Genomic DNA, 22,924 nt, shown 5'->3' with positions numbered 1-22,924 from the left:
GTGGTTTTGGCCGCGTCAAATCTGGGCGCAGAGCCGCCGGTCGGCGAGGGAGGCGATGATGCCTGCAGCGCGGGAGTCCCTGCTGGACGCCGCTTACCGGGCGCTGGCGCGCAGGCCGTGGTCGGCGGTGCGGATGGTGGACGTGGCCGCGGCGGCCGGGGTCTCCCGGCAGACGCTGTACAACGAGTTCGGCAGCAAGGACGGTCTCGCCCGCGCACTGGTGCGGCGGGAGGCGGACGCGTATCTGGCGGGGGTCGACCGCGCGCTCACCGTGCCGGCGCCCTCCCGCGCGGACCCCCACACTGACGCGCGCCCGGAGGACCCCCGGGTGGAAACCGGACAGCGGCTCACCGCCGCCGCCGAGTGGATCGCCACGGCCGCCCGGGAGAACGCGCTGGTCCGTGCCCTGCTCACCGGCTGCTGGAGCGAGCGGCTGCCCGCCCCGGCCCTCGCCGCCGTACCGCCCACCACCGCCGTGCCCGCGCAGCGGCGCGCGGACGGGCCGCTGCCGTCACCCGGCAACTTCGTGGCCCTGGTGCGCGACCGTGCCGTCGCCGTCCTCACCGGCCCCGGCGACGGGACCGGCCGGGACAAGGCGGAGGACGCCGAACTGGCCCGCTCCTGCGAGCTGGTGGTCCGGCTGGCCCTGTCCTGTGTGGCCGCCCCGCCGGGCGAGGGCGGCGTCGCCGAGCTGGTGCGCGCGGTGCTGCCCCGGCAGCCGGTCTGAGGTCGACTCAGTGTGCCGAGCCGGACAGCTGGAGTCCGATCACGCCGATGATCACCAGGCTGATCGAGACGATCTTCAGCGTGGACACGATGTCGCCGAGGAAGATCATTCCGTAGATGGCGGTGCCCGCCGCCCCGATTCCGGTCCACACGGCGTACGCCGGACCCACGTCGAGCTTCTTCAGGGACAGGGTGAGCAGACCGAAGCTGCCCAGGGCGAAGGCGGCGAAGGCGATCGTCGGCCACAGCCGGGTGAAGCCGTGCGAGAGCTTGAGGCAGACAGCGAAACCGGTTTCGAGCAATCCGGCCACGATGACCAGCAGCCACGCCATGTGCTGTCCTCCCGTTTGTCCCCGTGAATCCCCGTTGCGCACTGTGGCCGCTTCGCCCGGTTTTGGTCAGGCTTGCTTCTGGCTCGGTGCGATTATGCCCTTACCGGACCTACCCCAGGACAAACAACGCGGAGGTCAGTCGCCTTCCCGCCGCTCCCGCGTGGCGAGCAGCCGGCGCAGCGAGTACAGGCGGGCCGGGTCGGCGTGGCCCCCGGCGACCCAGTCGTCCAGCGCGCAGTCCGGCTCGTCGTGACCGCACGCGCGCGGACACCCCTCGGTGCCCGGCACCAGGTCGGGGAAGGCGTGGATCACCCGGGACGGATCGATGTGGGCGAGGCCGAACGACCGTACGCCCGGAGTGTCGACCACCCAGCCGTCCACGCCGGCGAGGGGGAGCGCCAGTGCGGAGGTCGTGGTGTGCCGACCGCGGCCCGTCACCGCGTTCACATGGCCGGTCAGCCGGCGTCGCTCCTCGGGCACCAGCGCGTTGACCAGGGTCGTCTTGCCGACACCGGAGTGGCCGACGAAGGCGGTGATCTTGCCGCCCAGGTGCTCGCGCACCCGGTCCGCCGCGTCGCCGTTCTCCAGTTCCTCACGGCTGGTGACGACATACGGGATGTCCAGGTCGCCGTACAGCTCCAGCAGCTTGTCCGGCGGGGCGAGGTCCGACTTCGTCATCACCAGCAGCGGGGTGAGACCGCCGTCGTACGCCGCCACCAGACAGCGGTCGATCAGCCGCGGGCGGGGCTCGGGGTCGGCGAGGGCGGTGACGATGGCGAGCTGGTCGGCGTTGGCGACGACCACGCGCTCGAACGGATCGTCGTCGTCGGCCGTGCGGCGCAGCACCGAGGAGCGCTCCTCGATCCGCACGATCCGCGCGAGCGTGTCCTTCTTGCCGGACAGATCGCCGACCAGGGCCACCCGGTCGCCGACCACGGCCGCCTTGCGGCCCAGTTCACGGGCCTTCATCGCCATCACCACGCGGTCCTCGACCAGGCAGGTCAGGCGGCCCCGGTCGACGGTGAGGACCATGCCCTCGGCGGCGTCCTCGTGCTTGGGCCGGATGTGCGTACGCGGCCGGTTGCCCTTGCGGTTGGGGCGGCTGCGGATGTCGTCCTCGTCGGTGTGCTTGCCGTAGCGGCGCATGCGTGTGTCCCCGCGTCCCTACTGCCCCAGCATCCCGGTCCACAGTTCGGGGAAGTCCGGGAGGGTCTTCGCCGTCGTCGCCACGTTCTCGATCTGCACACCCTCGACCGCCAGGCCCAGGATCGCGCCGGCGGTCGCCATGCGGTGGTCCTCGTACGTGTGGAAGATCCCGCCGTGCAGCGGGCGCGGGCGGATGTGCAGACCGTCGGCGGTCTCGGTGACGTCGCCGCCCAGCTCGTTGATCTCCTTGGTCAGGGCCGCCAGCCGGTCCGTCTCGTGCAGCCGCAGATGCGCCACGCCGCGCAGCGTGGACGGGGAGTCGGCGAGCGCGGCCACCGCCGCGATGCCCGGGGTCAGCTCACCGACCTCGCCCAGGTCGACATCGATGCCGTGGATCGCGCCGGAACCGGTGAACCGCAGGCCGTGCTCCGTCAGCTCGCAGGAGCCGCCCATCTCCGTGAAGATCTCCCGCAGCCGGTCGCCGGGCTGCGTGGTGCGGGCCGGCCAGTCGGGGATCAGCACCGTGCCGCCGGTCACCAGGGCCGCCGCCAGGAACGGCTGGGCGTTGGACAGATCCGGCTCGACCGTCAGATCGCGGCCCAGCAGCGCGCCTGGCGTGACCCGCCAGACGTTCGGCTCGCCGCCCGACTCAGGGGTGTCCACCTGGGCGCCGACCGCGCGCAGCATCTCCACCGTCATCCGGATGTGCGGCAGGGAGGGCAGCGTGGGGCCGATGTGACGGACCTCGACGCCCTGGTTGAACCGCGGCCCCGACAGCAGCAGCGCCGACACGAACTGCGACGACGAGGACGCGTCGATCTCCACCCGGCCGCCGTCCAGGGCGCCCCCGCCGTGCACGGTCAGCGGCAGCGCGCCCCGGCCGTCGTCGTCGATCCGCGCGCCCAGCACGCGCAGCGCGTCGATGACGCCGTTCAGGGGACGCTCGTACGCCCTCGGGTCGCCGTCGAAGCGGACGGGACCGTCGGCGAGGGCGGCGACCGGCGGCAGGAACCGCATCACCGTGCCGGCGTTGCCGACGTCGACCGTGGCCGGTCCGCGCAGGCCGTTGGGGAGCACCCGCCAGGCCTCGCCCGTGACGTCGGCGGCCCCCGCGCCGGCCGAGCTGGACGACACCGTCTCCTCGATGTCCACGCCCATTGCCCGCAGCGCACCGGCCATCAGCAGGGTGTCGCGCGAGCGGAGCGGGCGGCGCACCCAGCCGGGCTCGCTCGCCAGGGCGGCAAGCACGAGGGCGCGGTTGGTGACGGACTTGGACCCCGGCACGTGGACCGTCGCGTCGACGGCTCCGCTCGCGTGCGGGGCGGGCCAGAGGGCGGGAGGTGTGGCGGGGTTCGGGGCCATGGGTTCACTTTATAAGGAAGGGGTGGGACCGGCCGGTCGTCGGGTGCGGCGCCGTTGTGGCTGGTCGCGTGGGCTCGCGCCCCCCGGTGAGCGGTCGCGCGGTCCCCGCGCCCCCGGGCGGGCCCCTGGGCGGGTGGTCACAGCCCGAGAAGCCAGCGGACCCCGCCTGTCAGCGAGCACAGCGACACCGCGTGGAACAGGAACAGCCACACGCCCGCCGGTGCGTGCGTCAGACGGGCCAGCTGGTCGGCGTCGGAGTCGGGGGCGCCACCCCGGCGCCGCTTCGACTGGAGCTCGAACCCCGGGCGTACGCCGCCCACCAGCAGGAACCAGACCACCGCGTACGCGAACGCCGCCTGCACCTGGGGGCCGGTCAGCCAGGACACCAGGACGAACAGGCCGCCGGTCAGCACCACCGTCAGCGCGCCGTACGCGTTGCGGATCATCACCAGCATCGCGAGCAGCAGGGCCGTCGCCAGCCAGAGCAGCAGGGTGATGCGGCCGGAGGCCAGCAGGGCGGCGCCGCCCAGGCCCAGCAGCGGCGGCGCGGTGTAGCCCGCGGCGGCGGTGAGGATCATGCCGAGGCCGTACGGCTTGCCGCGGCTGACGGTGAGGCCGCTGGTGTCGGAGTGCAGCCGTATGCCGGTGAGGGTGCGGCCGGTGAGCAGGGCGACCAGGCCGTGGCCGCCCTCGTGGGCGATGGTGATCGCGTTGCGGGACAGCCGCCACAGACCGGGCGGGGCGATCACGGCCAGCGCGGCCACCAGGGTGGCGATCACCACCCACAGGTCGGGGTCGGGCTGGGTGCCGACGAGTTCGTCCCAGAGAGAGGTGGCTGTGGTGTCCATGATTGCTGGGGCGCTCCCTCGGGTCGTACGGAGTCTGGCAGTGTGGCACGCATGTGCGGACGGTATGCATCGAGTCGTAGGCCCGAGGATCTCGCAGGAGTCTTCGAGATCGAGAAGTGGGAGCCGGAGGAGACTCTTGAGCCCGACTACAACGTGGCGCCGACCAAAGAGGTCTACGCCGTCCTGGACCGTCCTCTGAAAGACGCGGACGACCCGCGTCCGGTTCGGCAGCTGCGCAGGCTCAAGTGGGGGCTCGTGCCGTCCTGGGCCAAGACCCCCGACGGCGGCGCCCGGATGATCAACGCCCGCGCGGAGACCGTGCACGAGAAGCCCGCCTTCCGCCGCGCCTTCGCCGCCCGGCGCTGCATCCTGCCCGCCGACGGCTACTACGAGTGGGTCACCGGCAGGCAGGAGCGGGAGCTGGAGGTCGAGGGGCGCAGGAAGCGGCCCCGCAAGCAGCCGTACTTCGTGCTGCCCGCCGACGGGTCCGTGTTCGCGATGGCGGGGCTGTACGAGTTCTGGCGGGACCGCACGCTGCCCGACGATCACCCGCGGGCCTGGTGGGCGACCTGCTCGGTGATCACCACCGAGGCGGAGACCTCCCCGCTGGCCGTGGCCCCCGCCGAGGGCCCGGGCACGCTCGCCGAGATCCACCCCCGGATGCCGCTGATGCTCACCCCGGACCGCTGGGACGCCTGGCTGGACCCGTCCCGCACCGACCCCGACGAGCTGCGCGAGCTGCTCGCCCCGCCGCCGCCCGGCCTGATGCGCGCCTACCCGGTGTCCACGGCCGTCAGCAACGTCCGCAACAACGGACCGGAGCTGCTGAAGGAGCTGGCGGCCCCCGAGGAGGGCACACTCTTCTGATGTGACGACCACCGAGACCACCCAGCTCGTCGAGACCGACGCGGGCACCGCCCGTATCACCTGGCACCGGGCCCGCAAGGCCCGCCTCGTCCTCGCCGTCGGCCACGGCGCGGGCGGCGGCGTCGAGGCCCGGGACCTCCGGGCGGTCGCGGCCGCGCTGCCGGGCCACGGGGTGACCGTGGCGCTCGTCGAGCAGCCCTGGCGGGTCGCCGGGAAGAAGATGGCGCCCGCGCCGAAGACACTGGACACCGGGTGGCGGGGCCTGTGGCCCGCCCTCGCCCGGCCCGGCCTGCCGGTGATCGCGGGCGGGCGCAGCGCCGGGGCCCGGGTGGCCTGCCGTACGGCCGCCGAGCTGGGCGCGGCCGGCGTGCTGGCGCTGGCCTTCCCGCTGCACCCGCCGGGCAAGCCGGAGAAGTCCCGCGCCGAGGAGCTGCTGGGGGCGGCCGGAGCGGGGGTGCCCACCCTGGTCGTGCAGGGCGGCAACGACCCGTGGGGGAAGCCCGGCGAGTTCCCCGACGGGGACTTCGAGCTCGTCGAGGTGCCGTACGCCGATCACGGCCTCGCCGTGCCGAAGCGGGCGCCGCTGGACCAGGCCGAGGCCCTGGCGGTGGTCACGGACGCGGTCGTGAAGTGGACCGGCTCCCTCGGGTAAGGCTTCGGGAAGAGTTCGGCAATGCCGCGGGAATGCCCGGACCGCGGTCGCTGTTGAGGCGGACAGAAGTGCTGACCGACCAGCACGGACGTCGTAGGAGAGGAAGTCCGCCGCATGGGTTCGACGTACTGCCCGAGCCGCAGCAGCCGTGCCGATCTGGACTGGACGGTGCTGCACGCGGCCAAGACCGCCCCTATTCGGGCGGCGGGCGGACCGGATCGTCGTCTATCCTCCGATTCGGGTGGGACCGGATTCGGTTCCGCAAAGCTTTTCGAGGAGGTGGGTCCGGTCAGCGGTACCGACGCAGGGACCGACAACGGCCAGGCGGAGCTGCCCGAGGGCCAGGGCATCAGCGCGGACACGGGCGCGGAGACCACCGCCGAGCGCAGCGCGCGCTTCGAGCGGGACGCGCTCGAATTCCTCGACCAGATGTACTCGGCCGCACTGCGCATGACGCGCAACCCGGCCGACGCCGAGGACCTGGTGCAGGAGACGTACGCCAAGGCGTACGCGTCCTTCCACCAGTTCCGCGAGGGCACCAACCTCAAGGCGTGGCTGTACCGGATCCTCACCAACACCTTCATCAACTCCTACCGCAAGAAGCAGCGTGAACCGCAGCGCAGCGCGGCCGAGGAGATCGAGGACTGGCAGCTCGCCCGTGCCGAGTCGCACATGTCGACGGGTCTGCGCTCCGCGGAGTCGCAGGCGCTCGACCACCTGCCCGACTCGGACGTGAAGGAAGCGCTGCAGGCGATCCCCGAGGAATTCCGCATCGCCGTGTACCTGGCCGACGTGGAGGGCTTTGCGTACAAGGAGATCGCGGACATCATGGGGACACCCATCGGAACGGTGATGTCCCGGCTGCACCGGGGCCGCCGTCAACTGCGCGGCATGCTCGAGGACTACGCCCGCGAGCGCGGGCTGGTCCCGGCCGGCGCCGGAGAGTCGTCGAACGAAGCGAAAGGCTCGGGCTCATGAGCTGCGGAGAGCCGCACGAGACGGACTGCAGTGAGGTCCTGGACCACCTGTACGAGTTCCTCGACAGTGAGATGCCGCCCCTCGACCGGGACAAGTTCCAGCACCACTTCGAGGAATGCTCGCCCTGCCTGGAGAAGTACGGCCTCGAGCAGGCGGTGAAGAAGCTGGTCAAGCGGTGCTGCGGGCATGACGAGGTGCCGACCGACCTGCGCGCCAAGGTCATGGGGCGGATCGAGCTGATCCGCTCCGGGCAGACCGTGCCCGAGCACGATGTGACGGCGACACCTCAGGAGTCCTGACGCCTCGGGCGTCCCGACCCCTCGAGGAGTCCCGACCCCGCCACGCGGGGCTTCCGTCACCCGAACGTGCTAATCGGCGGACCAACGGTCCGCACCCTCCCCCCGGCCGCCCTAGGCTCCCAGCCTGGAGAGACAGGGACGGGGGCTGGGGAGGGACGTCGTCATGGAGGCGGTTCCGGCACGGGCCCGGGTGTACGTCGCCGGTGTCGCCCTCGCCGCACTGATCTGTCTGGCCCCGCTGCCCGCGGCGGGCGCGCCCTGGTGGGCCGTGGCGCTGCTGGCGGCCCTGCACACCGGCGGAGAGCGGATCACCGCCCGCCGGTCGCCCGGCGCCTGCCACCCCGTGCTGCTGGCCGGGGCCTTCCTGCTGCCGCCGCCCGCCGCCGCGCTCGTCGCGCTGCCGGGGGCGCTGCTGGCCCGGGTCGACCAGCGGCCCGTGCTGCTGCGCCGGATCTGGCGGGCCGCCGAGCCGGTTCTCGCCGTGTGGGCCGCGGCCCGGGTGTTCGGGCTGCTGGGCGGACGGGAGGCCGTCGCGTCCGCCGACTTCCCGTACGCGCTGCTGCCCGCCGCGGTCGCGGTGCTGGTGTTCTGCGCGGTCCTCGCCCTCCTCGACGGCAGCGTCCTGCTGATCGCTGAGCGGGTACCGGCCCGCCGGGCCTGGCGAGGGCTCTTCACGCGCTCGCTCGCCCCGCTCGGGGTGCACGGACTGGCCGGACTGATGATGGCCGTACTGTGGCGCAGCCGGTACGGGCCGGTCGTCTCACTGCTCGTGCTGCTGCCGATGTGCGTCTCCTGGTGGGCCTTCGCCCAGTACCACCGGGAGCGGGCCGCCCACCAGGCCACCATCCGGGCGCTGGTGCAGGCCGTCGAGATCAAGGACGGGTACACCCGCGGCCACGGCGAGCGGGTCGGACAGGCCTCCATGATGATCGCCCGCGAGCTGGGCATGGACGACGAGCGGGTCGAGGTGCTGCGGTTCGCCGGCATCCTGCACGACGTCGGCAAGCTCGGCGTGCCCACCCGGCTGCTGCGCAAGGACGGGCCGCTGACGCCCGAGGAGCGGCGGATCATCGAGCTGCACCCGGAGTACGGGCACGAGATGGTCCGGGGCATCTCCTTCCTCGGCGAGGCCCGGGCCGCCGTGCTGCACCACCACGAGCGGATGGACGGCAGCGGCTACCCCTACGGGCTCGTCGGGGACCGCATCCCCGAGTCCGCGCGGGTCGTCGCCGTCGCCGACGCCTTCGACGCGATGACCTCCACCCGGAGCTACCGGCGGGCCCGGCCCGTCGAGGCGGCGGTCGCGGAGCTGGAGCGGTGCGCGGGGGCGCAGTTCGACCCGCGGATGGTGGAGGCGCTGGTGCGGGCCCTCGGCAGACACGGCTGGCATCCGGTGGTGACCGCCGACGAGGTCCCGCCATCCCGGCCGCCGGCCCCACCCGGGACCGGGACCGGGCCGGAAGCGGCCCGGGGAGCGACCCCCGCGGCCGGGCCCGGGCAGCCCCAGGGCACGTCTCCCGGCACGACCCCCGGCAGGCAGGAGGCCCACCGGTGACGCCCGTCCTGCCGCGGACCCTCATCCACACCAGTGCCGCCCTGCTCACCGCCCTCTCCCTCGCCGCCACGCTCTCCACCGGGCTCGCCGAACGCGGTGTCGCCCTGGCGTTCGGCGCGCTGGTCGCCCTCGGTGAGCTGACCCGCTGGACCGGGGCCGAGCGGATCCGGGAGGCCGCGCCGGTCGGCGCCGCCGGGGCGCTGTCGTACGCCCTGCTCGGGGAGAACGCCGGCCGGCCCACCGCCCACGGCGTCGCCCAGGTCGTCTGTGTCGTGCTCGCCGCCTCGCTGGCCGGCTGCGTCCCGCACCTCGCCCGCGGCCGGGGGCCGACGTACGACGATCTGGCCCGCCGGGTGCTCACCGTCGGCTTCGCCGCCGCCTGCTTCCAACCGCTGTACAACCGGGGCGTGTTCGACGGCTGGGTCGGGCCCGCGTACGCGCTGCTGCTGGTCGCGCTGCTCGTCCTCACCGCGCTGTGCGACGCCGTGCTGGCCGCCGCGCTGGCGCGCTCGCGCACCGGCTGGCCGTTCGGCCCGTTGCTGCGCGACGAGCTGCGGGCCATGCCGGGTGTCGGTTCCGCGGTGTGCGCGACCGGCGCGGTGATCGCGCTCGCGGTCGCGGTCGCCGGGCTGTGGGCGCTGCCCGTGTTCAGCGTGCCGCTGCTGCTCACCCAGGTCGCCGTCCGCCGGTACGCCGCCGTGCGCGCCACCTACCGGCAGACCATCGCCTCCCTCGCCCGCGCCACCGAGATCGCCGGCTACACCCCGGCCGGGCACGCCCGCCGCGTCGCCGCGCTGAGCCGCGCCGTCGGCCGGGACCTGGGCCTGCCGGAGCCCGAGCTGACCGTCCTGGAGTACGCGGCGCTCATGCACGACATCGGGCAGCTCAGCCTGGTCGACCCGGTGCCCGCCGGGGCCACCGCGGGCCTGCCCGCCGCCGAACAGCGCAGGATCGCGCTGCTCGGCGGGGCCGTCGTCCGGCAGACCGGGGTGAGCCCGCAGGTCGCCGAGATCGTGGAGCGGCAGGCCGACCCGTGTGCGGAGCAGCCGCTCGCCGCGCGGATCGTGCGGGTGGTCAACGCGTACGAGGAGAAGGCCCGGGGAGCCGGGCCCGGCGGGCCCCTCACGGCGCTGGAGGAACTGCGCCTCGCGACGGCGGGGGAGTACGCCCCGGAGGTGGTGGAAGCGCTGGCCCGGGTCCTGTCACGGGACTGTCTGACCCTGCCCGTGGGTGGGTAACCCATGGGTAATGAGCGCCTCTCCAGGCGTACGTGGTTGGATGCGAAGGAGAGGGAGTCCGAGAGGCTGTCCGGGGGCACAGCCGGCCCACTCCACGGAACTGGCAGGCGGGAATCGTGAGGATCTTCGGCAAGGGACGGCACCGGCCCTCCGCCTCGTGGCGGCAGGCCACCGACCGCGCGTTCACGCTGATCGGCGACGGCCGGTACGAGGACGCGGGCGCGCTGCTGACACGCGCCGCCGATCTGGAGCCCTGGCTGTCGGATTCCTGGTTCAACCTCGCGCTGCTGCACAAGTTCCGGCACGACTGGGAGCAGGCCCGCGCGGCGGGACTCAGGGCCGTGGCGCTGCTGGACCGGGAGACCGGGGCGCCCGACTGGTGGAACGTCGGCATCGCCGCCACCGCGCTCCAGGACTGGCCGCTGGCCCGGCGCGCCTGGCAGGCCTACGGGCTGCACGTGCCTGGGGGCACCTCCCGGCCGAAGGCCGGGGGAGGTGCCACCGCCTCCGGCGAGCCCGTCGGCATGGACCTGGGCAGCGCGGCCGTACGGCTGTCGCCCGAGGGCGAGGCCGAGGTGGTGTGGGGGCGGCGGCTCGACCCGGCCCGGATAGAGGTGCTGTCCATTCCGCTGCCGTCCTCCGGGCGGCGCTGGGGCGAGGTCGTGCTGCACGACGGGGTGCCCCACGGGGAGCGGACCACGGCCGCCGGGCACACCTACCCCGTCTTCGACGAGATCGAGCTGTGGGCGCCCTCGCCGGTGCCGACGTGGGTGGTGCTGCTGGAGGCGGCCACCGAGGCGGACCGGGACGCGCTGGAGCAACTGGCCGCGGAGGCCGGGTTCGCCGCGGAGGACTGGTCGTCGTCGGTGCGGCTGCTGTGCCGGATGTGCTCGGAGTCGCGGATGCCGGCGGACGAGGGGGACGGGGAGCATCTGGATCCCCACGACCACAGTGAGCCGGGGCATCCGGGGCCGTTGGGGCACCGGACGGACGGGCAGCTGTGGGTGCCGGAGCGGGAGTGTGGCGTCGCCGCCCCAGCCTCCCTGGTACGGGGGTTGCTGGACGGGTGGGTGGCCGACAGTCCGGATTCCAGGGATTGGCGGGATCTCGAAGAGGTGTGTTGAGCGTCGTTGCCGGGTGCGGGTCGGCGTGGGTTGTCCGCGCAGTTCCCCGCGCCCCCGAGGGGGCGCGTTGCCCGTACCCTGGATGCGCATCGCACCCTTGTTTTTTCCAGGAAGGCATACGTCGGTCATGGCGCAGCAGGACACCGATCAGCAGCACGTGGGCGTGCTCCCCGTGGACGACGAGGGCTTCGTCATCGACACGGAGGACTGCGAGGAGCGCGAGCGGGCGTACCGTGAGCGCGGCACCTCCCGGCCGATCACCGTCGTCGGGAACCCGGTGCTCCACAAGGAGTGCCAGGACGTCACCGAGTTCGACGACGAGCTGCGCAAGCTGGTCGACGACATGTTCGCCTCGCAGCGCACGGCCGAGGGCGTGGGCCTGGCCGCGAACCAGATCGGCGTCGACCGGAAGGTCTTCGTCTACGACTGCCCGGACGACGAGGGCGTGCGCCACGTCGGTGTGGTGTGCAACCCGAAGCTGGTCGAGCTGCCCGCGGAGAAGCGCCGGCTGGACGACAGCAACGAGGGCTGCCTGTCGGTGCCGACCGCGTACATGCCGCTGGCCCGGCCCGACTACGCCGAGGTGACCGGCCAGGACGAGTACGGCAACCCGATCAAGGTCCGCGGCACCGGGTACTTCGCTCGGTGTTTGCAGCACGAGACGGACCACCTCTACGGCTACCTCTACATCGACCGGCTCTCCAAGCGGGACCGCAAGGACGCGCTGCGGCAGATGGCCGAGAACGAGCCCCGCTACCCCGTGGTCGCGAACGACTGAGCACCACCCGCCTCTTCCGTACGGCGCCCGACCGGACTTTCCTTCCCGGTCGGGCGCCGTTCTTCTGTCCGTCGTGCGTTCGACCGCTTCCGCTTCCGCGGTGATCCAGAACCAGTCACACAAGAGGGGTGTCTCGGCAGTATGCGGTAGTGAGTGGAGCAAATCCGTTCCCAGAACGGTCAGTTGTGGTGCTGAATGGAAGTGCGGGGTTACGCAACGGCGCACGCCCGGCATGACCGAGGGTGTGTGCCAACCGGCGGCTGAGAGGGGTTTGTTCGTGCCTGCTTTCCCACACAGCACCACCGCGACCGCGGTCGCCGTTCCACCGTCGCTCGCTCTCCCGGTGATCGAGGCGGCGTTTACCAGGCAATTGCACCCGTATTGGCCCAGGCTCCAGGAGAAGACCCGTACCTGGTTGCTGGAAAAGCGGCTGATGCCGGCGGACAAGGTGGAGGAATATGCCGACGGCCTGTGCTACACCGACCTGATGGCGGGGTACTACCTCGGCGCGCCGGACGAGGTCATGCAGGCGATCGGGGACTACAGCGCCTGGTTCTTCGTCTGGGACGACCGCCACGACCGGGACATCGTGCACCGCCGCCCCCTGGCCTGGGACCGGCTGCGCACCCGGCTGCACACCGCCCTCGACCACCCCCAGGGCCACCTGGGCCACGACGACCCGGTGGTGGCCGGCTTCGCGGACAGCGTGCTGCGGCTGTACTCGTTCCTGCCGGACACCTGGAACGCGCGCTTCGCCCGGCACTTCCACGCGGTGATAGAGGCGTACGACCGGGAATTCCGCAACCGCACCGAGGGATTCGTGCCCACGGTCCAGGAATACCTGGAACTCCGCCGGCTCACCTTCGCGCACTGGATCTGGACCGATCTGCTGGAACCCAGTGCCGGAATCGAACTCCCGGATTCCGTACGGAAACACCCGGCATTTCGGCGGGCGGCACTGCTCAGTCAGGAATTCGCCGCCTGGTACAACGACCTCTGTTCGCTGCCCAAGGAAATCGCGGGCGATGAGGTCCACAATCTCGGCATCAGTCTCATCACCCATGAAGGGCTGACCCTCGAGGAAGCGATCGCCGAAATCCGGCAGCGGGTCGAGCGATGCATATCCGATTTCCTCGTCGCCGAACGGGAGGCGCTGCGGTTCGCCGACGACCTCGCCGACGGCACGGTACGGGGAAAGGAACTCAGCGTCGCCGTCCGCACCTGCGTCGCGAATATGCGCAACTGGTTCAGCTCCGTCTACTGGTTCCACCACGAGTCCGGCCGGTACCGGGTGGACAGCTGGGACGACCGGTCCACGCCCCCGTACGTCGACAACGAAGCGGCAGGTGAGAAATGACCGTCGAGTCCGTGAAGCCCGCGGCCCCCGAGGCGGCCCGGACGACCGAACTGCGCGAACCGCCCCTCGCCGGCGGAGCCGTACCGCTCCTCGGCCACGGCCTGAAGCTCGTCCGCGACCCGCTGGCCTTCATGTCCCGGCTGCGCGAGCACGGCGATGTCGTCCGGCTCAGGCTCGGCCCCAAGACGGTGTACGCGGTCACCACCCCCGCGCTCACCGGGGCGCTCGCGCTCAGCCCCGACTTCAAGATCGACGGGCCGCTGTGGGAGTCCCTGGAAGGCCTGCTCGGCAAGGAGGGCGTGGCCACCGCCAACGGCCCGCGCCACCGCCGCCAGCGCCGCACCATCCAGCCCGCCTTCCGGCTGGACGCCATCCCCGCGTACGGGCCGATCATGGAGGAGGAGGCGCACGCGCTGACCACCCGCTGGCGGCCCGGCGAGACCATCGACTGCACCTCGGAGTCGTTCCGGGTGGCCGTGCGGATCGCCGCCCGCTGTCTGCTGCGCGGCGAGTACATGGACGAGCGGGCCGAGCGGCTGTGCACCGCGCTCGCGGTCGTGTTCCAGGGCATGTACCGGCGGATGGTGGTCCCGCTCGGGCCGCTGTACCGGCTGCCGCTGCCCGCCAACCGCGAATTCAACCGCGCGTTGGCCGATTTGCATCTGCTCGTCGACGAGATCATCGCCGAGCGCCGGGCATCCGGTCAAAAGCCGGACGATTTGCTGACGGCATTGCTGGAGGCGAAGGACGAGAATGGCGAGCCCATCGGGGAGCAGGAGATCCACGACCAGGTGGTCGCGATACTCACGCCCGGAAGCGAAACCGTCGCCTCCACGATCATGTGGCTGCTCCAGGTGCTCGCGGAACACCCGGAACACGCGGACAAGGTCCGGGAAGAGGTTGAATCCGTAACGGGTGGCCGTCCCGTGGCATTCGAGGACGTCCGCAAGCTGCGGCACACCAACAATGTCGTCGTCGAGGCGATGCGTTTGCGCCCGGCCGTCTGGATATTGACCCGACGGGCGGTGACCGACACCGCGCTCGGCGACTATCGCATTCCGGCGGGCGCCGACATCGTGTACAGCCCGTACGCGATCCAGCGCGACCCGCAATCGTACGCGCACCACCTCGACTTCGACCCCGACCGATGGCTTCCGGAACGCGCCAAGGAAGTGCCGAAATATGCCATGAGCCCCTTCAGCGTGGGTAATCGGAAGTGCCCCAGCGACCACTTCTCGATGGCCCAGCTGACGCTCATCACGGCAGCGGTGGCGACGAAGTACCGCTTCGAGCAGGTGCCCGGTTCCGACGACGCCACCCGCGTCGGCATCACCCTGAGGCCGCAGCGGCTGCTGCTGCGGGCGGTGCCGAGGTGACGTCCCCGCCAGGGCCGGCCCGGTCGGCGGCCGGCCCTGGCGGTGCGGCTCAGAAGTCCTCGTCCAGGTCCACCGTGCCCTCGACGGCCACCTGGTACGCGGACGGACGCCGCTCGAAGAAGTTGGTCAGCTCCTGGACGCCCTGGAGCTCCATGAAGGAGAACGGGTTCTCCGAGCCGTACACCGGGGCGAAGCCCAGCCGGGTCAGACGCTGGTCGGCCACGCACTCCAGGTACTGCCGCATGGACTCGGTGTTCATGCCCGGCAGACCGTCACCGCACAGGTCGCGGGCGAACTGCAGCTCCGCCTCGACGGCCTCCCGCAGCATGTCCGTCACCTCCTGCTGGAGCCGGTCGTCGAAGAGGTCCGGCTCCTCCTTGCGGACGGTGTCGACCACGTCGAACGCGAAGGACATGTGCATCGTCTCGTCGCGGAACACCCAGTTGGTGCCCGTGGCCAGGCCGTGCAGCAGGCCCCGGCTGCGGAACCAGTAGACGTAGGCGAACGCGCCGTAGAAGAACAGGCCCTCGATGCACGCGGCGAAGCAGATCAGGTTCAGCAGGAAACGGCGGCGGTGGGCCCTGGTCTCCAGCCGGTCGATCTCCTCCACCGAGTCCATCCACTTGAAGCAGAACTCGGCCTTCTCCCGGATGGACGGGATGTTCTCGACGGCCGCGAACGCCGCCGCCCGGTCGTCCGGGTCGGGGAGGTAGGTGTCCAGCAGCGTCAGATAGAACTGGACGTGGACGGCCTCCTCGAACAGCTGGCGCGACAGATACAGGCGCGCCTCCGGGGAGTTGATGTGCTTGTACAGGGTCAGCACCAGGTTGTTCGCCACGATCGAGTCGCCCGTCGCGAAGAACGCGACCAGCCGGCCGATCAGATGCTGCTCACCCGGGGACAGCTTGGCGAGGTCGGCGACGTCCGAGTGGAGGTCGACCTCCTCCACGGTCCAGGTGTTCTTGATGGCGTCCCGGTAGCGCTCGTAGAAGTCCGGGTAGCGCATGGGACGCAGGGTCAGCTCGAAGCCCGGGTCGAGGAGATTGGCGTTACGGGTGGTCATTACTGGCAGGCCTCGCAGGACTCGGGGTTTTCCAGGGAGCAGGCGACCGCGTCGGGGTCGGCGGCCTGCTGCACGGGGACGGTGGGCTGCTGCGCCCGGGCGGCGCGGGCGATGCGCGTCGCGGGCCGCGAGCGCAGGTAGTACGTCGTCTTCAGCCCGGACTTCCAGGCGTACGCGTACATCGAGGAGAGCTTGCCGATGGTCGGCGTCTCCATGAAGAGGTTCAGGGACTGCGCCTGGTCCAGGAACGGGGTGCGGGCCGCGGCCATGTCGATCAGGCCGCGCTGCGGGATCTCCCACGCGGTGCGGTAGAGCCGCCGTACGTCCTCGGGGATCCACGCGAAGCCCTGCACCGAGCCGTTCGCGTCGCGCAGCGCCTCACGGGTGCGGGCGTCCCACACGCCGAGCTTCTTCAGATCGGCGACCAGGTAGGAGTTCACCTGGAGGAACTCACCGGACAGCGTCTCGCGCTTGAACAGGTTGGACACCTGCGGCTCGATGCACTCGTAGACGCCCGCGATCGAGGCGATGGTGGCGGTCGGCGCGATGGCCAGCAGCAGGCTGTTGCGCAGGCCGACCTCCGCGATCCGCTCGCGCAGCGCCGACCAGCGCTCCGGCCAGGTCGGCTCCACGTCGTAGTGGTCGGGGTGCAGGACCCCGCGGGCGGTACGGGTCTTCTCCCAGGCGGGCAGCGGGCCGTTGCGCTCGGCGAGGTCGGCGGAGGCCTCGTACGCGGCCAGCATGATCCGCTCGGCGATCCGCGTGGACAGCGCCTTCGCCTCGGCCGAGTCGAACGGCAGCCGCAGCTTGAAGAAGACGTCCTGCAGACCCATGGCGCCGAGGCCCACCGGGCGCCACTTGGCGTTGGAGCGGCCCGCCTGCTCGGTCGGGTAGAAGTTGATGTCCACGACGCGGTCGAGGAACGTGACGGCCGTGCGGACGGTGGCGTCCAGCCGCTCCCAGTCGATGTCCTGACGGGCCGGGTCCACGAAGGCGCCCAGGTTCACGGAGCCCAGGTTGCAGACCGCCGTCTCCCCGTCGTCGGTGACCTCCAGGATCTCCGTGCAGAGATTGGAGGAGTGGATGACGTGGCCCGGCTCCGCGGTCTGGTTGGCGGTGCGGTTGGCGGCGTCCTTGAACGTCATCCAGCCGTTTCCGGTCTGCGCGAGGGTGCGCATCATCCGGCCGTACAGATCGCGGGCGGGCATGGTCTTCTTGGCGAGGCCCTTCGCCTCGGCCGCGCGGTACGCCGCGTCGAACTCCTCGCCGTACAGGTCCACCAGCTCCGGCACGTCGGACGGCGAGAACAGCGACCACTGCTCGTCGGCGTTCACACGGCGCATGAACTCGTCCGGGACCCAGTGCGCGAGGTTCAGGTTGTGCGTACGGCGGGCGTCCTCGCCCGTGTTGTCGCGCAGCTCCAGGAACTCCTCGATGTCGGCGTGCCAGGTCTCCAGGTAGACCGCCGCCGCGCCCTTGCGCCGGCCGCCCTGGTTCACCGCGGCGACCGAGGCGTCGAGGGTCTTCAGGAACGGGACGATGCCGTTGGAGTGGCCGTTGGTGCCGCGGATCAGCGAACCGCGCGCGCGGATCCGGCTGTACGACAGGCCGATGCCGCCGGCGTGCTTCGACAGGCGGGCGACCTGGTGGTAGCGGTCGTAGATGGAGTCCAGCTCGTCCTTGGGGGAGTCCAGGAGGTAGCAGGACGACATCTGGGGGTGCCGGGTGCCGGAGTTGAACAGCGTGGGGGAGGAGGGGAGGTAGTCGAGGCGGCTCATGAGCCCGTAGAGCGCCGCGACCTCCTCCACGGAGCGGGTGGTGTCGTCCTCGGCGAGACCGGCGGCGACGCGCAGCAGGAAGTGCTGGGGCGTCTCGATCACCTTGCGGGTGATCGGGTGGCGCAGCAGATAGCGGCTGTGCAGGGTGCGCAGGCCGAAGTAGCCGAAGCGGTCGTCGGCGGCGCGGTCGACGAGGGCGTCCAGGCGCTCGGCGTGCAGCCGGACGAACGCGGCGGTGCGGTCCGCGATCAGGCCCTCGCGGTGGCCGACGGCGACGGACTCGGTGAACGACGTGACACCCTGCGAGGCGGCCTCGGCGGTGATGCCGATCGCCAGCAGCCGGGCGGCCAGCCTGCTGTAGGCGGGGTCCTCGGAGATGAGGCCGGCGGCCGCCTCCGTGGCCAGCTCGCGCAGCTCCGTCTCGTCCGCGCGGGCGGACCGGCCGCGCAGCGCGGCGGCGGCGACCCGGCCGGGGTCGGCGTCGGGGAGATCGGCGGTCAGTTCGGTCAGGATCCGCAGCAGCGCGGCGCCGGGACCGTCGTCGTGGGACGGGACGGCCGCGTCGTGGGACGGGACCGTTGCGTCGTGGGACGGGACCGCTGCTGAGGCCGGATCTGCGGGCGCGATGGTCACGTGGGGGCTCTCCCTCGCTCGGCACGGGGCCTGCGAGGGCAGGGGGCAGCTCACGAGCGCACGCGGCGTCGCGTCCACCGGCCCATTCCACGAGGCCCGGACGTCAGGCGCCCGGACCGGATGGTCGGGCGCACTGTCGGCAGGTCCTCGGACTGACGCCCATACCCGCATATACGGGCATGGGTACACCGTTGCGGGACAGTTCCGGATTCACACCGGATTCCCCTGCGGCGACAGCGAGCATGAGCATACATGTTGTGTCGGGCGGCGATGGCACCCCCAGATGTTGTGTCGTAGCGGTTTCAGAGCGTCAACTCGTAGGTGAGCAGAGTGATGTCGTCCAGTTCCGGGAGCGGGTTCCAGTCACGCTCCGGGGTGCGGACGAAGCCCAGGCGTTCGTAGACGCGGTGGGCGCTGTGCATGGTGGGCTGGGAGGACAGGACGACGCGGACGCAGCCCGGGGTGGCGCGGGCGCGGTCGACACAGGCGCGCACCAGGGCTTCGCCGGCGCCGCGGCGCCGGGCCTCCCGGGCGACGGCCAGCATGCGTATCTCGGCCTCGCCGGGGCCCGCGACGTCGGCCATGGGCCCACCGGACGGGACGAAGGTCACGCCCCCGACGACGCGCTCCTCCGCCACGGCGACCAGCACCTCCGCCGCGGCGGCCCGCTTCGCCACGTCTCTCAGCTCCTCCAGATACGCGTCGCTCTCCCCGAAGTCGAGCAGACCGTCCCGGAGATAGGCCTGGGCGGTGATCTCGCCGACGGTGTCGTACTCGGCGGGCGTGACAGGGCGGATGAGGATCTCCATGGGGCCGAGTGTGCCCGAGGGGTGTGACAGCGGCCCGGGGTTTTCCACAGGGCTCGCAGGGCCCCGCCGGGGTTTCCACAGCCGGGTTGCGGGCCCCCACCGGAGTGATTCCATGGAAGCAGGGGTCTCGTGAGGAGACCGCACCATGACGGGGGCACGACGAGGGTCGGAGCACGGCGGGGGTCGGACCGTGACGGGGGCGCACCATGACGGGGGTTGGACCATGACGAGGGCTGGACCATGACGGAGCGCACGATGACGTGGGCCGTCCTGTGACCGGGGCCGATCCACGACCAGGGCCTCCCGTGACGAGGGCTGCCCCGTGACGAGGGCCGTCCCGTGACGAGGGTCGTACGGCGCCCGCCGGGCACGCGGCGCCCGCGTGACGCGCCGATGGCGACACTGGAACTGCGGCGCGCGGCGGGCCGGGTCCGGCGCGGGCTGCTCGGCTGCTGGCACGCCCTGACGGTCCGTCTGGAGGCCCGGCGCGGCGGCGGACGCCCCAGGAAATGGCGCAGGTGGCTGTCGTACACCAACGTGACCCGGGCCGTCTGGCTGCTGGGCGCGCTGCTGGTGGTCGCCTGGTGCGGGGAGGCCGTCTACAACCTCGTCACCGGCGAGGAGAGCGCCCTCGACCGCCTGGGCGGCACCACCAACGGCCTCGACGACCTCCTCCGCTTCATCGGCCCCGTCCTCACCGCGTCCGTCGCCGCCGCGCTCTTCCTGTTCTGGTGGTACAGCTGGACCAAACGCCGCTACCTCGCCCGCGCCCGCTCCTGCCCCCGCCGGCTGGTGCTCACCGCCGGACCGGACATCGACCGGATCGTGGGCCGCGAGGAGGTCGCCCAGGTCATCGCCGAGCGGCTGCGGCAGCGCGAGACCCGGCGGCCCTACCTGCTCGTCGGCGGCGTCGGCGCGGGCAAGACCGCCGTACTGGTCCGGCTCACCGAACTGCTGGCCCAGCAGCAGGCCGTGCCGGTGCCGATCCGGCTGCGCGACGCCGACGACGGGACCGCCCTGAACTTCGAACTGCTCGCCAAACGGCGCTTCGCCGAGGAGGCGCCCCGCGGCCTCCTCGCCCGCACCAAGAACGAGCGGGTCTGGCAGCAACTGCTCGCCGACGACAAGGTCGTCGTCCTCGCCGACGGCCTGGAGGAGGCGCTGCTCGACGAGAGCGCCCAGCAGAACCGCGACAACATCATCCGCCGGGCCATCGAACGCGCCCACGACGAGAGACTGCCGCTCGTCATCGCCTCCCGGCCGCACAGCCCGCTGGAGAGCACCCCCGCCGCCATCGTGGAACTGGAGCCGCTGAGCGAGGAGGAGGCCCTGCACTTCGTCGCCTCCCGGGTGCCGGACACCGACGAGCGCCGGGTGGACTGGATCGTGGAGACCGCCGAGGTCACCGAGTCGCCGATCTACCTCCAGCTCGCCCGCGAACTCCACCAGCACGGCCTGCTCGAACGGGACCGCCCGCGCGACGACCCGTACCGGCTGGACACCCGCAGCCGGGACCGCGGCACGCTCCGGCTGTGGCTGCTGGAGACCTGGGAGACCGCCCTGTGCGACGGCCTGCTGCGGGACTCCGTCGCGCTCGGCCCGCGCGAGCGGCGCGAGACCCTGGAGGTGGTCTGCGCCCTGGCGTGCGTGGGGCTGCTCCAGGACAAGCTCGAGGTCGGCTTCGGCGAGTTGCTCGACCGGGACATCCACCCGGGCCCGGCCCGCCGCGCCCGCACCGGCGCCGGCCATCTGTGGGCCGCCCGGCGCGGCTTCGACCGGTACGGCGGACGCGCCACCGTGTTCTCCGAATGGCACCGGCAGCGGATCTGGGACGCCCTGTGCGACCGGCTCGGCGAGGAGACCGGCCGGCGGCTGCGCGGGGGGAACCGGGACCAGTGCCACGCCCTGCTCGCCGGCTACGTCGCGAACGCGGGCAAGCTCGACCTCGTCGAGAGCTTCGAGAAGAAGGTCCGCTTCCCGCACAGCATCATCCAGGCCTACTTCGGCTTCCGCCTGCTCAACCACCTCGGCGAACGGGAGGCCGGCCGGCTGGTCGAAGAGGCGCTGCAGCCGCCCGGCCCCAGCCGTGAACTGCTCATCGCCCTCGTCCTGCTGTCCCGTCGGCGGACGGCGGAACTCGCGGCCGACGGCGGCGGGGTGCGCGCGGAGATCGGCAAGGAGATCCGGGAGCGGTGGCGGCACGCCCCGGTGCGCGGGCGGCCCCTTTCGCGCCTGCTCACCGCGGCGGCTCAGCGCCGTACCGACGACCCGAAGGCCCTCCACCTCTACGCGGCGGCGGCCGAAGTGGAGAGCGTGGAGCCCGACCCGGGCTACCTGACGGACATCGTCGCCGCGGTGCACGCCCGCTGGCCGCACATCAAGGGCGATCCGCGCACCCTCCAGGACGCCAAGCTGAGGCTGCTCAAACGGCTCGGTGAGGCCCTGCGCCAGGTCTCCGACCGGATGGACACCACGCCGCTGTACTGGCGGCTGTTCCGGATGGGCACCATGGAGCCGTCGTATCCGGTCCGCCTGGCCGCCGCGCAGGAGTTCGGCAGCGGGGGCAACGCGGCCTTCGCGGTGATCCGGGAGCGGGTCGGGCTGACCACCGATCCCATCGAGGAGTACAACACCAAGATCAACGACCTGAAGGCGTGGAAGCGGCGCGAGTACGAGGCGTGGGCCGCCGAGATGACCCGGGCCCGCAGCGCGCGGGGCAGCGCGCGGACGCGGACGCCGGAGCGGGTCGAGGAACTGATGCGCCGGCGCCGGGCGTTGAACCAGCGGTACCGGGAACGGCGAGTCGCCCTCTTCCGGGAGTTCGTGATGCGCGCCTGGATGGTGCCCATGCTGCTGGGCTCCGTCGACGACGCGCACCGCGACGAGGCCCGCGAGCGGCTCACCCGATGGCTGCGCCACCTGGACCCGAAGTACACCGGCGGCCCGCCCGATCTGCCGCTCGCCCTGGAGACCGCGCTGGCCCAGGGGTTCAAATACGCGGCGAACCGGCGCAAACGGCATCCGCACACCTACCCCGGCAACCGCGCCGAGCTGATCCGCCAGGCGGAGACCGTGCTCCAGCGTTCCCGCTGCTGGTACACCCAGCTCGTGCTGCTCCAGGCGCTGTGCCTGTGGGAGATGCCGGACACCGCGGGCCGGCACGAGCACGTCCGCGGCGGCGGCGCGGGGTGGCAGGAGGAGCAGTCGGACGGGGCGCGCCGGCCGGGTACGGGGATCGGCGGGACGAGCGCCGTCCAGACCGTGGAACGGTGGCTGTCGATGGCCGGTACGGTGAACCGGGCGCCCGGCGTCGCCGGCGGGGCGGAGGGGAACGGACAGGAGCCCCGGCGGCTGCACCCGTTCGTCGCCGAGGCGGCCGATCTGGCGGCCCTCGCCCTCGAGACGGGCCGGCCCGAGCGGTTCCTGTGGATCGACGAGAAGGGCGTCAGCGACACCATCGGCTCCCGGCCCCGCGGCGGTGGCGGGTACCGCAAGCACAACCTGTGGATTCCGCCCTCGGTCGGCTGGAGCACCCTCGACCCGCGCGCCCAGCGGCTCGTCGCCGACGTACTGATCATGCTGAACCTGATCGAGCGGGACGGCCATCCCGACGAGGTCGAGGAGCGGCTGACCCGCGTGGAGCAGCCGGACACGCCCCTGCCGCCGTGCATCCGCACCGACCGGGAACCGCTGCGGCCCGGACTCCGGGGCGGAACCGCCGTGGTGCCCCCGCCCGGCGAGACCTGCCTGCCCGACTGCAAGTTCCAGCTCTGCCCCTACCCGCCCCGCGGCTGCGTCCCCCGCGGCGAGATCCGCGAGCCCTTCTGCCGCCAGCAACAGGCCCTCCTCCCCGGCCGCTGGCGCCGCTGCCTGCCCCGGGTCCTGCGCCGCAAGACTCCCCACTGGGTGGGCATGCGCGTACGGGAACTGGACCGCTTCTGGTCGCAGATGGCGCAACGGACACGGGACGACTGACGCCTGCCTCGGCAGTCCGGGGCCCGCA

Annotated in this window: 19 protein-coding genes and 1 riboswitch; of the genes, 12 read left to right on the top strand and 7 right to left on the bottom strand. The window is 72.2% G+C overall.

The genetic code is table 11. The features are described 5' to 3' along the window. Positions 1–55: 55 nt before the first annotated feature. Positions 56–727 (top strand): TetR/AcrR family transcriptional regulator, encoded by a 672-nt coding sequence (locus ACIG0D_RS13775; protein ID WP_399799704.1) that lies wholly within the window; start codon positions 56–58, stop codon positions 725–727. Between the two features lie 7 nt (positions 728–734). On the opposite strand, the gene ACIG0D_RS13770 is transcribed toward ACIG0D_RS13775, so the two are convergent. The 4 genes from ACIG0D_RS13770 to ACIG0D_RS13755 form a co-directional block, all read right to left on the bottom strand. Further along, a complete protein-coding gene (locus ACIG0D_RS13770; protein ID WP_399799702.1) occupies positions 735–1,058 on the bottom strand; it encodes a DMT family transporter in 324 nt (107 codons plus the stop codon). A gap of 135 nt (positions 1,059–1,193) precedes the next feature. Continuing rightward, the gene (gene rsgA / locus ACIG0D_RS13765; RefSeq protein ID WP_399799700.1) at positions 1,194–2,204 is read right to left on the bottom strand and encodes a ribosome small subunit-dependent GTPase A; all 1,011 of its coding nucleotides are present in this window, start codon (positions 2,202–2,204) and stop codon (positions 1,194–1,196) included. A gap of 18 nt (positions 2,205–2,222) precedes the next feature. Then, a complete protein-coding gene (gene aroA, locus ACIG0D_RS13760; RefSeq protein WP_399799698.1) occupies positions 2,223–3,566 on the bottom strand; it encodes a 3-phosphoshikimate 1-carboxyvinyltransferase in 1,344 nt (447 codons plus the stop codon). Positions 3,567–3,703: 137 nt separating this feature from the next. Then, positions 3,704–4,414 carry a M50 family metallopeptidase gene (locus tag ACIG0D_RS13755; RefSeq protein ID WP_399799695.1) on the bottom strand — a complete coding sequence of 237 codons (711 nt, stop codon included), beginning with the start codon at positions 4,412–4,414 and terminating at the stop codon, positions 3,704–3,706. A gap of 51 nt (positions 4,415–4,465) precedes the next feature. On the opposite strand from ACIG0D_RS13755, the gene ACIG0D_RS13750 reads away from it, so the two are divergent. The 10 genes from ACIG0D_RS13750 to ACIG0D_RS13705 all read left to right on the top strand — a co-directional run bounded on the left by ACIG0D_RS13750 (position 4,466) and on the right by ACIG0D_RS13705 (position 14,638). Beyond that, entirely contained in the window at positions 4,466–5,281 is an 816-nt protein-coding gene (locus tag ACIG0D_RS13750; protein WP_399799691.1) for an SOS response-associated peptidase, read from the top strand. 1 nt (position 5,282) lies between these two features. After that, the gene (locus ACIG0D_RS13745; protein ID WP_399799689.1) at positions 5,283–5,933 is read left to right on the top strand and encodes an alpha/beta family hydrolase; all 651 of its coding nucleotides are present in this window, start codon (positions 5,283–5,285) and stop codon (positions 5,931–5,933) included. Positions 5,934–6,212: 279 nt separating this feature from the next. Next, complete coding sequence (gene sigR / locus ACIG0D_RS13740) at positions 6,213–6,911, top strand: RNA polymerase sigma factor SigR (protein ID WP_399800282.1); 699 nt, start codon at positions 6,213–6,215, stop codon at positions 6,909–6,911. Next, positions 6,908–7,210: a mycothiol system anti-sigma-R factor gene (gene rsrA, locus ACIG0D_RS13735; protein ID WP_043503995.1), complete on the top strand. Its 303-nt coding sequence runs from the start codon at positions 6,908–6,910 to the stop codon at positions 7,208–7,210. The genes sigR and rsrA overlap by 4 nt, the downstream gene beginning before the upstream one ends. 163 nt (positions 7,211–7,373) lie before the next feature. Further along, a complete protein-coding gene (locus ACIG0D_RS13730; RefSeq protein WP_399799686.1) occupies positions 7,374–8,765 on the top strand; it encodes an HD-GYP domain-containing protein in 1,392 nt (463 codons plus the stop codon). Continuing rightward, on the top strand, positions 8,762–10,003 hold the full coding sequence (locus ACIG0D_RS13725; RefSeq protein WP_399799683.1) for an HD-GYP domain-containing protein: 1,242 nt from the start codon (positions 8,762–8,764) through the stop codon (positions 10,001–10,003). The genes ACIG0D_RS13730 and ACIG0D_RS13725 overlap by 4 nt, the downstream gene beginning before the upstream one ends. 116 nt (positions 10,004–10,119) lie before the next feature. Further along, complete coding sequence (locus ACIG0D_RS13720; protein ID WP_399799680.1) at positions 10,120–11,127, top strand: tetratricopeptide repeat protein; 1,008 nt, start codon at positions 10,120–10,122, stop codon at positions 11,125–11,127. Positions 11,128–11,254: 127 nt separating this feature from the next. Continuing rightward, positions 11,255–11,905, top strand: coding sequence for a peptide deformylase (gene def / locus ACIG0D_RS13715; RefSeq protein WP_365757907.1), 651 nt, complete (start codon positions 11,255–11,257; stop codon positions 11,903–11,905). A gap of 232 nt (positions 11,906–12,137) precedes the next feature. Beyond that, on the top strand, positions 12,138–13,262 hold the full coding sequence (cyc1, locus tag ACIG0D_RS13710) for an epi-isozizaene synthase (RefSeq protein ID WP_399799676.1): 1,125 nt from the start codon (positions 12,138–12,140) through the stop codon (positions 13,260–13,262). Beyond that, positions 13,259–14,638, top strand: coding sequence for a cytochrome P450 (locus ACIG0D_RS13705; RefSeq protein ID WP_399799673.1), 1,380 nt, complete (start codon positions 13,259–13,261; stop codon positions 14,636–14,638). Before cyc1 ends, ACIG0D_RS13705 begins: the two co-directional genes overlap by 4 nt. Positions 14,639–14,687: 49 nt before the next feature. Here ACIG0D_RS13705 and ACIG0D_RS13700 read toward each other — a convergent pair whose 3' ends face one another. From ACIG0D_RS13700 to ACIG0D_RS13690, 3 genes are all read right to left on the bottom strand, one after another. Then, positions 14,688–15,701, bottom strand: a complete 1,014-nt coding sequence (locus ACIG0D_RS13700) for a ribonucleotide-diphosphate reductase subunit beta (protein WP_399799671.1) — start codon at positions 15,699–15,701, stop codon at positions 14,688–14,690. After that, positions 15,701–18,112 carry a ribonucleoside-diphosphate reductase subunit alpha gene (locus ACIG0D_RS13695; protein ID WP_399799668.1) on the bottom strand — a complete coding sequence of 804 codons (2,412 nt, stop codon included), beginning with the start codon at positions 18,110–18,112 and terminating at the stop codon, positions 15,701–15,703. Before ACIG0D_RS13695 ends, ACIG0D_RS13700 begins: the two co-directional genes overlap by 1 nt. 120 nt (positions 18,113–18,232) lie before the next feature. Continuing rightward, positions 18,233–18,369, bottom strand: a riboswitch (cobalamin riboswitch). 45 nt (positions 18,370–18,414) lie between these two features. Next, positions 18,415–18,921: a GNAT family N-acetyltransferase gene (locus tag ACIG0D_RS13690; protein WP_399799665.1), complete on the bottom strand. Its 507-nt coding sequence runs from the start codon at positions 18,919–18,921 to the stop codon at positions 18,415–18,417. Between the two features lie 393 nt (positions 18,922–19,314). Between ACIG0D_RS13690 and ACIG0D_RS13685 the strand changes: the two genes are divergently transcribed. Further along, positions 19,315–22,896, top strand: a complete 3,582-nt coding sequence (locus ACIG0D_RS13685; RefSeq protein ID WP_399799662.1) for an NACHT domain-containing protein — start codon at positions 19,315–19,317, stop codon at positions 22,894–22,896. Positions 22,897–22,924 lie beyond the last annotated feature (28 nt).

This window comes from Streptomyces sp. NPDC052773, from assembly GCF_044547145.1.
Classification (GTDB): Bacteria; Actinomycetota; Actinomycetes; order Streptomycetales; family Streptomycetaceae; genus Streptomyces.
This window is presented reverse-complemented; position numbering and strand designations above follow the sequence as displayed.

What these genes read in the sequence shown, in the direction of transcription:
- ACIG0D_RS13705 (WP_399799673.1), top strand. Translation starts at nt 13,259, where the DNA reads ATGACCGTCGAGTCCGTGAAGCCCGCGGCCCCCGAGGCGGCCCGGACG.
- cyc1 (WP_399799676.1), top strand. Translation starts at nt 12,138, where the DNA reads ATGACCGAGGGTGTGTGCCAACCGGCGGCTGAGAGGGGTTTGTTCGTG.
- ACIG0D_RS13755 (WP_399799695.1), bottom strand. Translation starts at nt 4,414, where the DNA reads ATGGACACCACAGCCACCTCTCTCTGGGACGAACTCGTCGGCACCCAG.
- rsgA (WP_399799700.1), bottom strand. Translation starts at nt 2,204, where the DNA reads ATGCGCCGCTACGGCAAGCACACCGACGAGGACGACATCCGCAGCCGC.
- ACIG0D_RS13770 (WP_399799702.1), bottom strand. Translation starts at nt 1,058, where the DNA reads ATGGCGTGGCTGCTGGTCATCGTGGCCGGATTGCTCGAAACCGGTTTC.
- rsrA (WP_043503995.1), top strand. Translation starts at nt 6,908, where the DNA reads ATGAGCTGCGGAGAGCCGCACGAGACGGACTGCAGTGAGGTCCTGGAC.
- ACIG0D_RS13685 (WP_399799662.1), top strand. Translation starts at nt 19,315, where the DNA reads ATGGCGACACTGGAACTGCGGCGCGCGGCGGGCCGGGTCCGGCGCGGG.
- ACIG0D_RS13730 (WP_399799686.1), top strand. Translation starts at nt 7,374, where the DNA reads ATGGAGGCGGTTCCGGCACGGGCCCGGGTGTACGTCGCCGGTGTCGCC.
- ACIG0D_RS13775 (WP_399799704.1), top strand. Translation starts at nt 56, where the DNA reads ATGATGCCTGCAGCGCGGGAGTCCCTGCTGGACGCCGCTTACCGGGCG.
- def (WP_365757907.1), top strand. Translation starts at nt 11,255, where the DNA reads ATGGCGCAGCAGGACACCGATCAGCAGCACGTGGGCGTGCTCCCCGTG.
- ACIG0D_RS13750 (WP_399799691.1), top strand. Translation starts at nt 4,466, where the DNA reads ATGTGCGGACGGTATGCATCGAGTCGTAGGCCCGAGGATCTCGCAGGA.
- aroA (WP_399799698.1), bottom strand. Translation starts at nt 3,566, where the DNA reads ATGGCCCCGAACCCCGCCACACCTCCCGCCCTCTGGCCCGCCCCGCAC.
- ACIG0D_RS13690 (WP_399799665.1), bottom strand. Translation starts at nt 18,921, where the DNA reads ATGGAGATCCTCATCCGCCCTGTCACGCCCGCCGAGTACGACACCGTC.
- ACIG0D_RS13700 (WP_399799671.1), bottom strand. Translation starts at nt 15,701, where the DNA reads ATGACCACCCGTAACGCCAATCTCCTCGACCCGGGCTTCGAGCTGACC.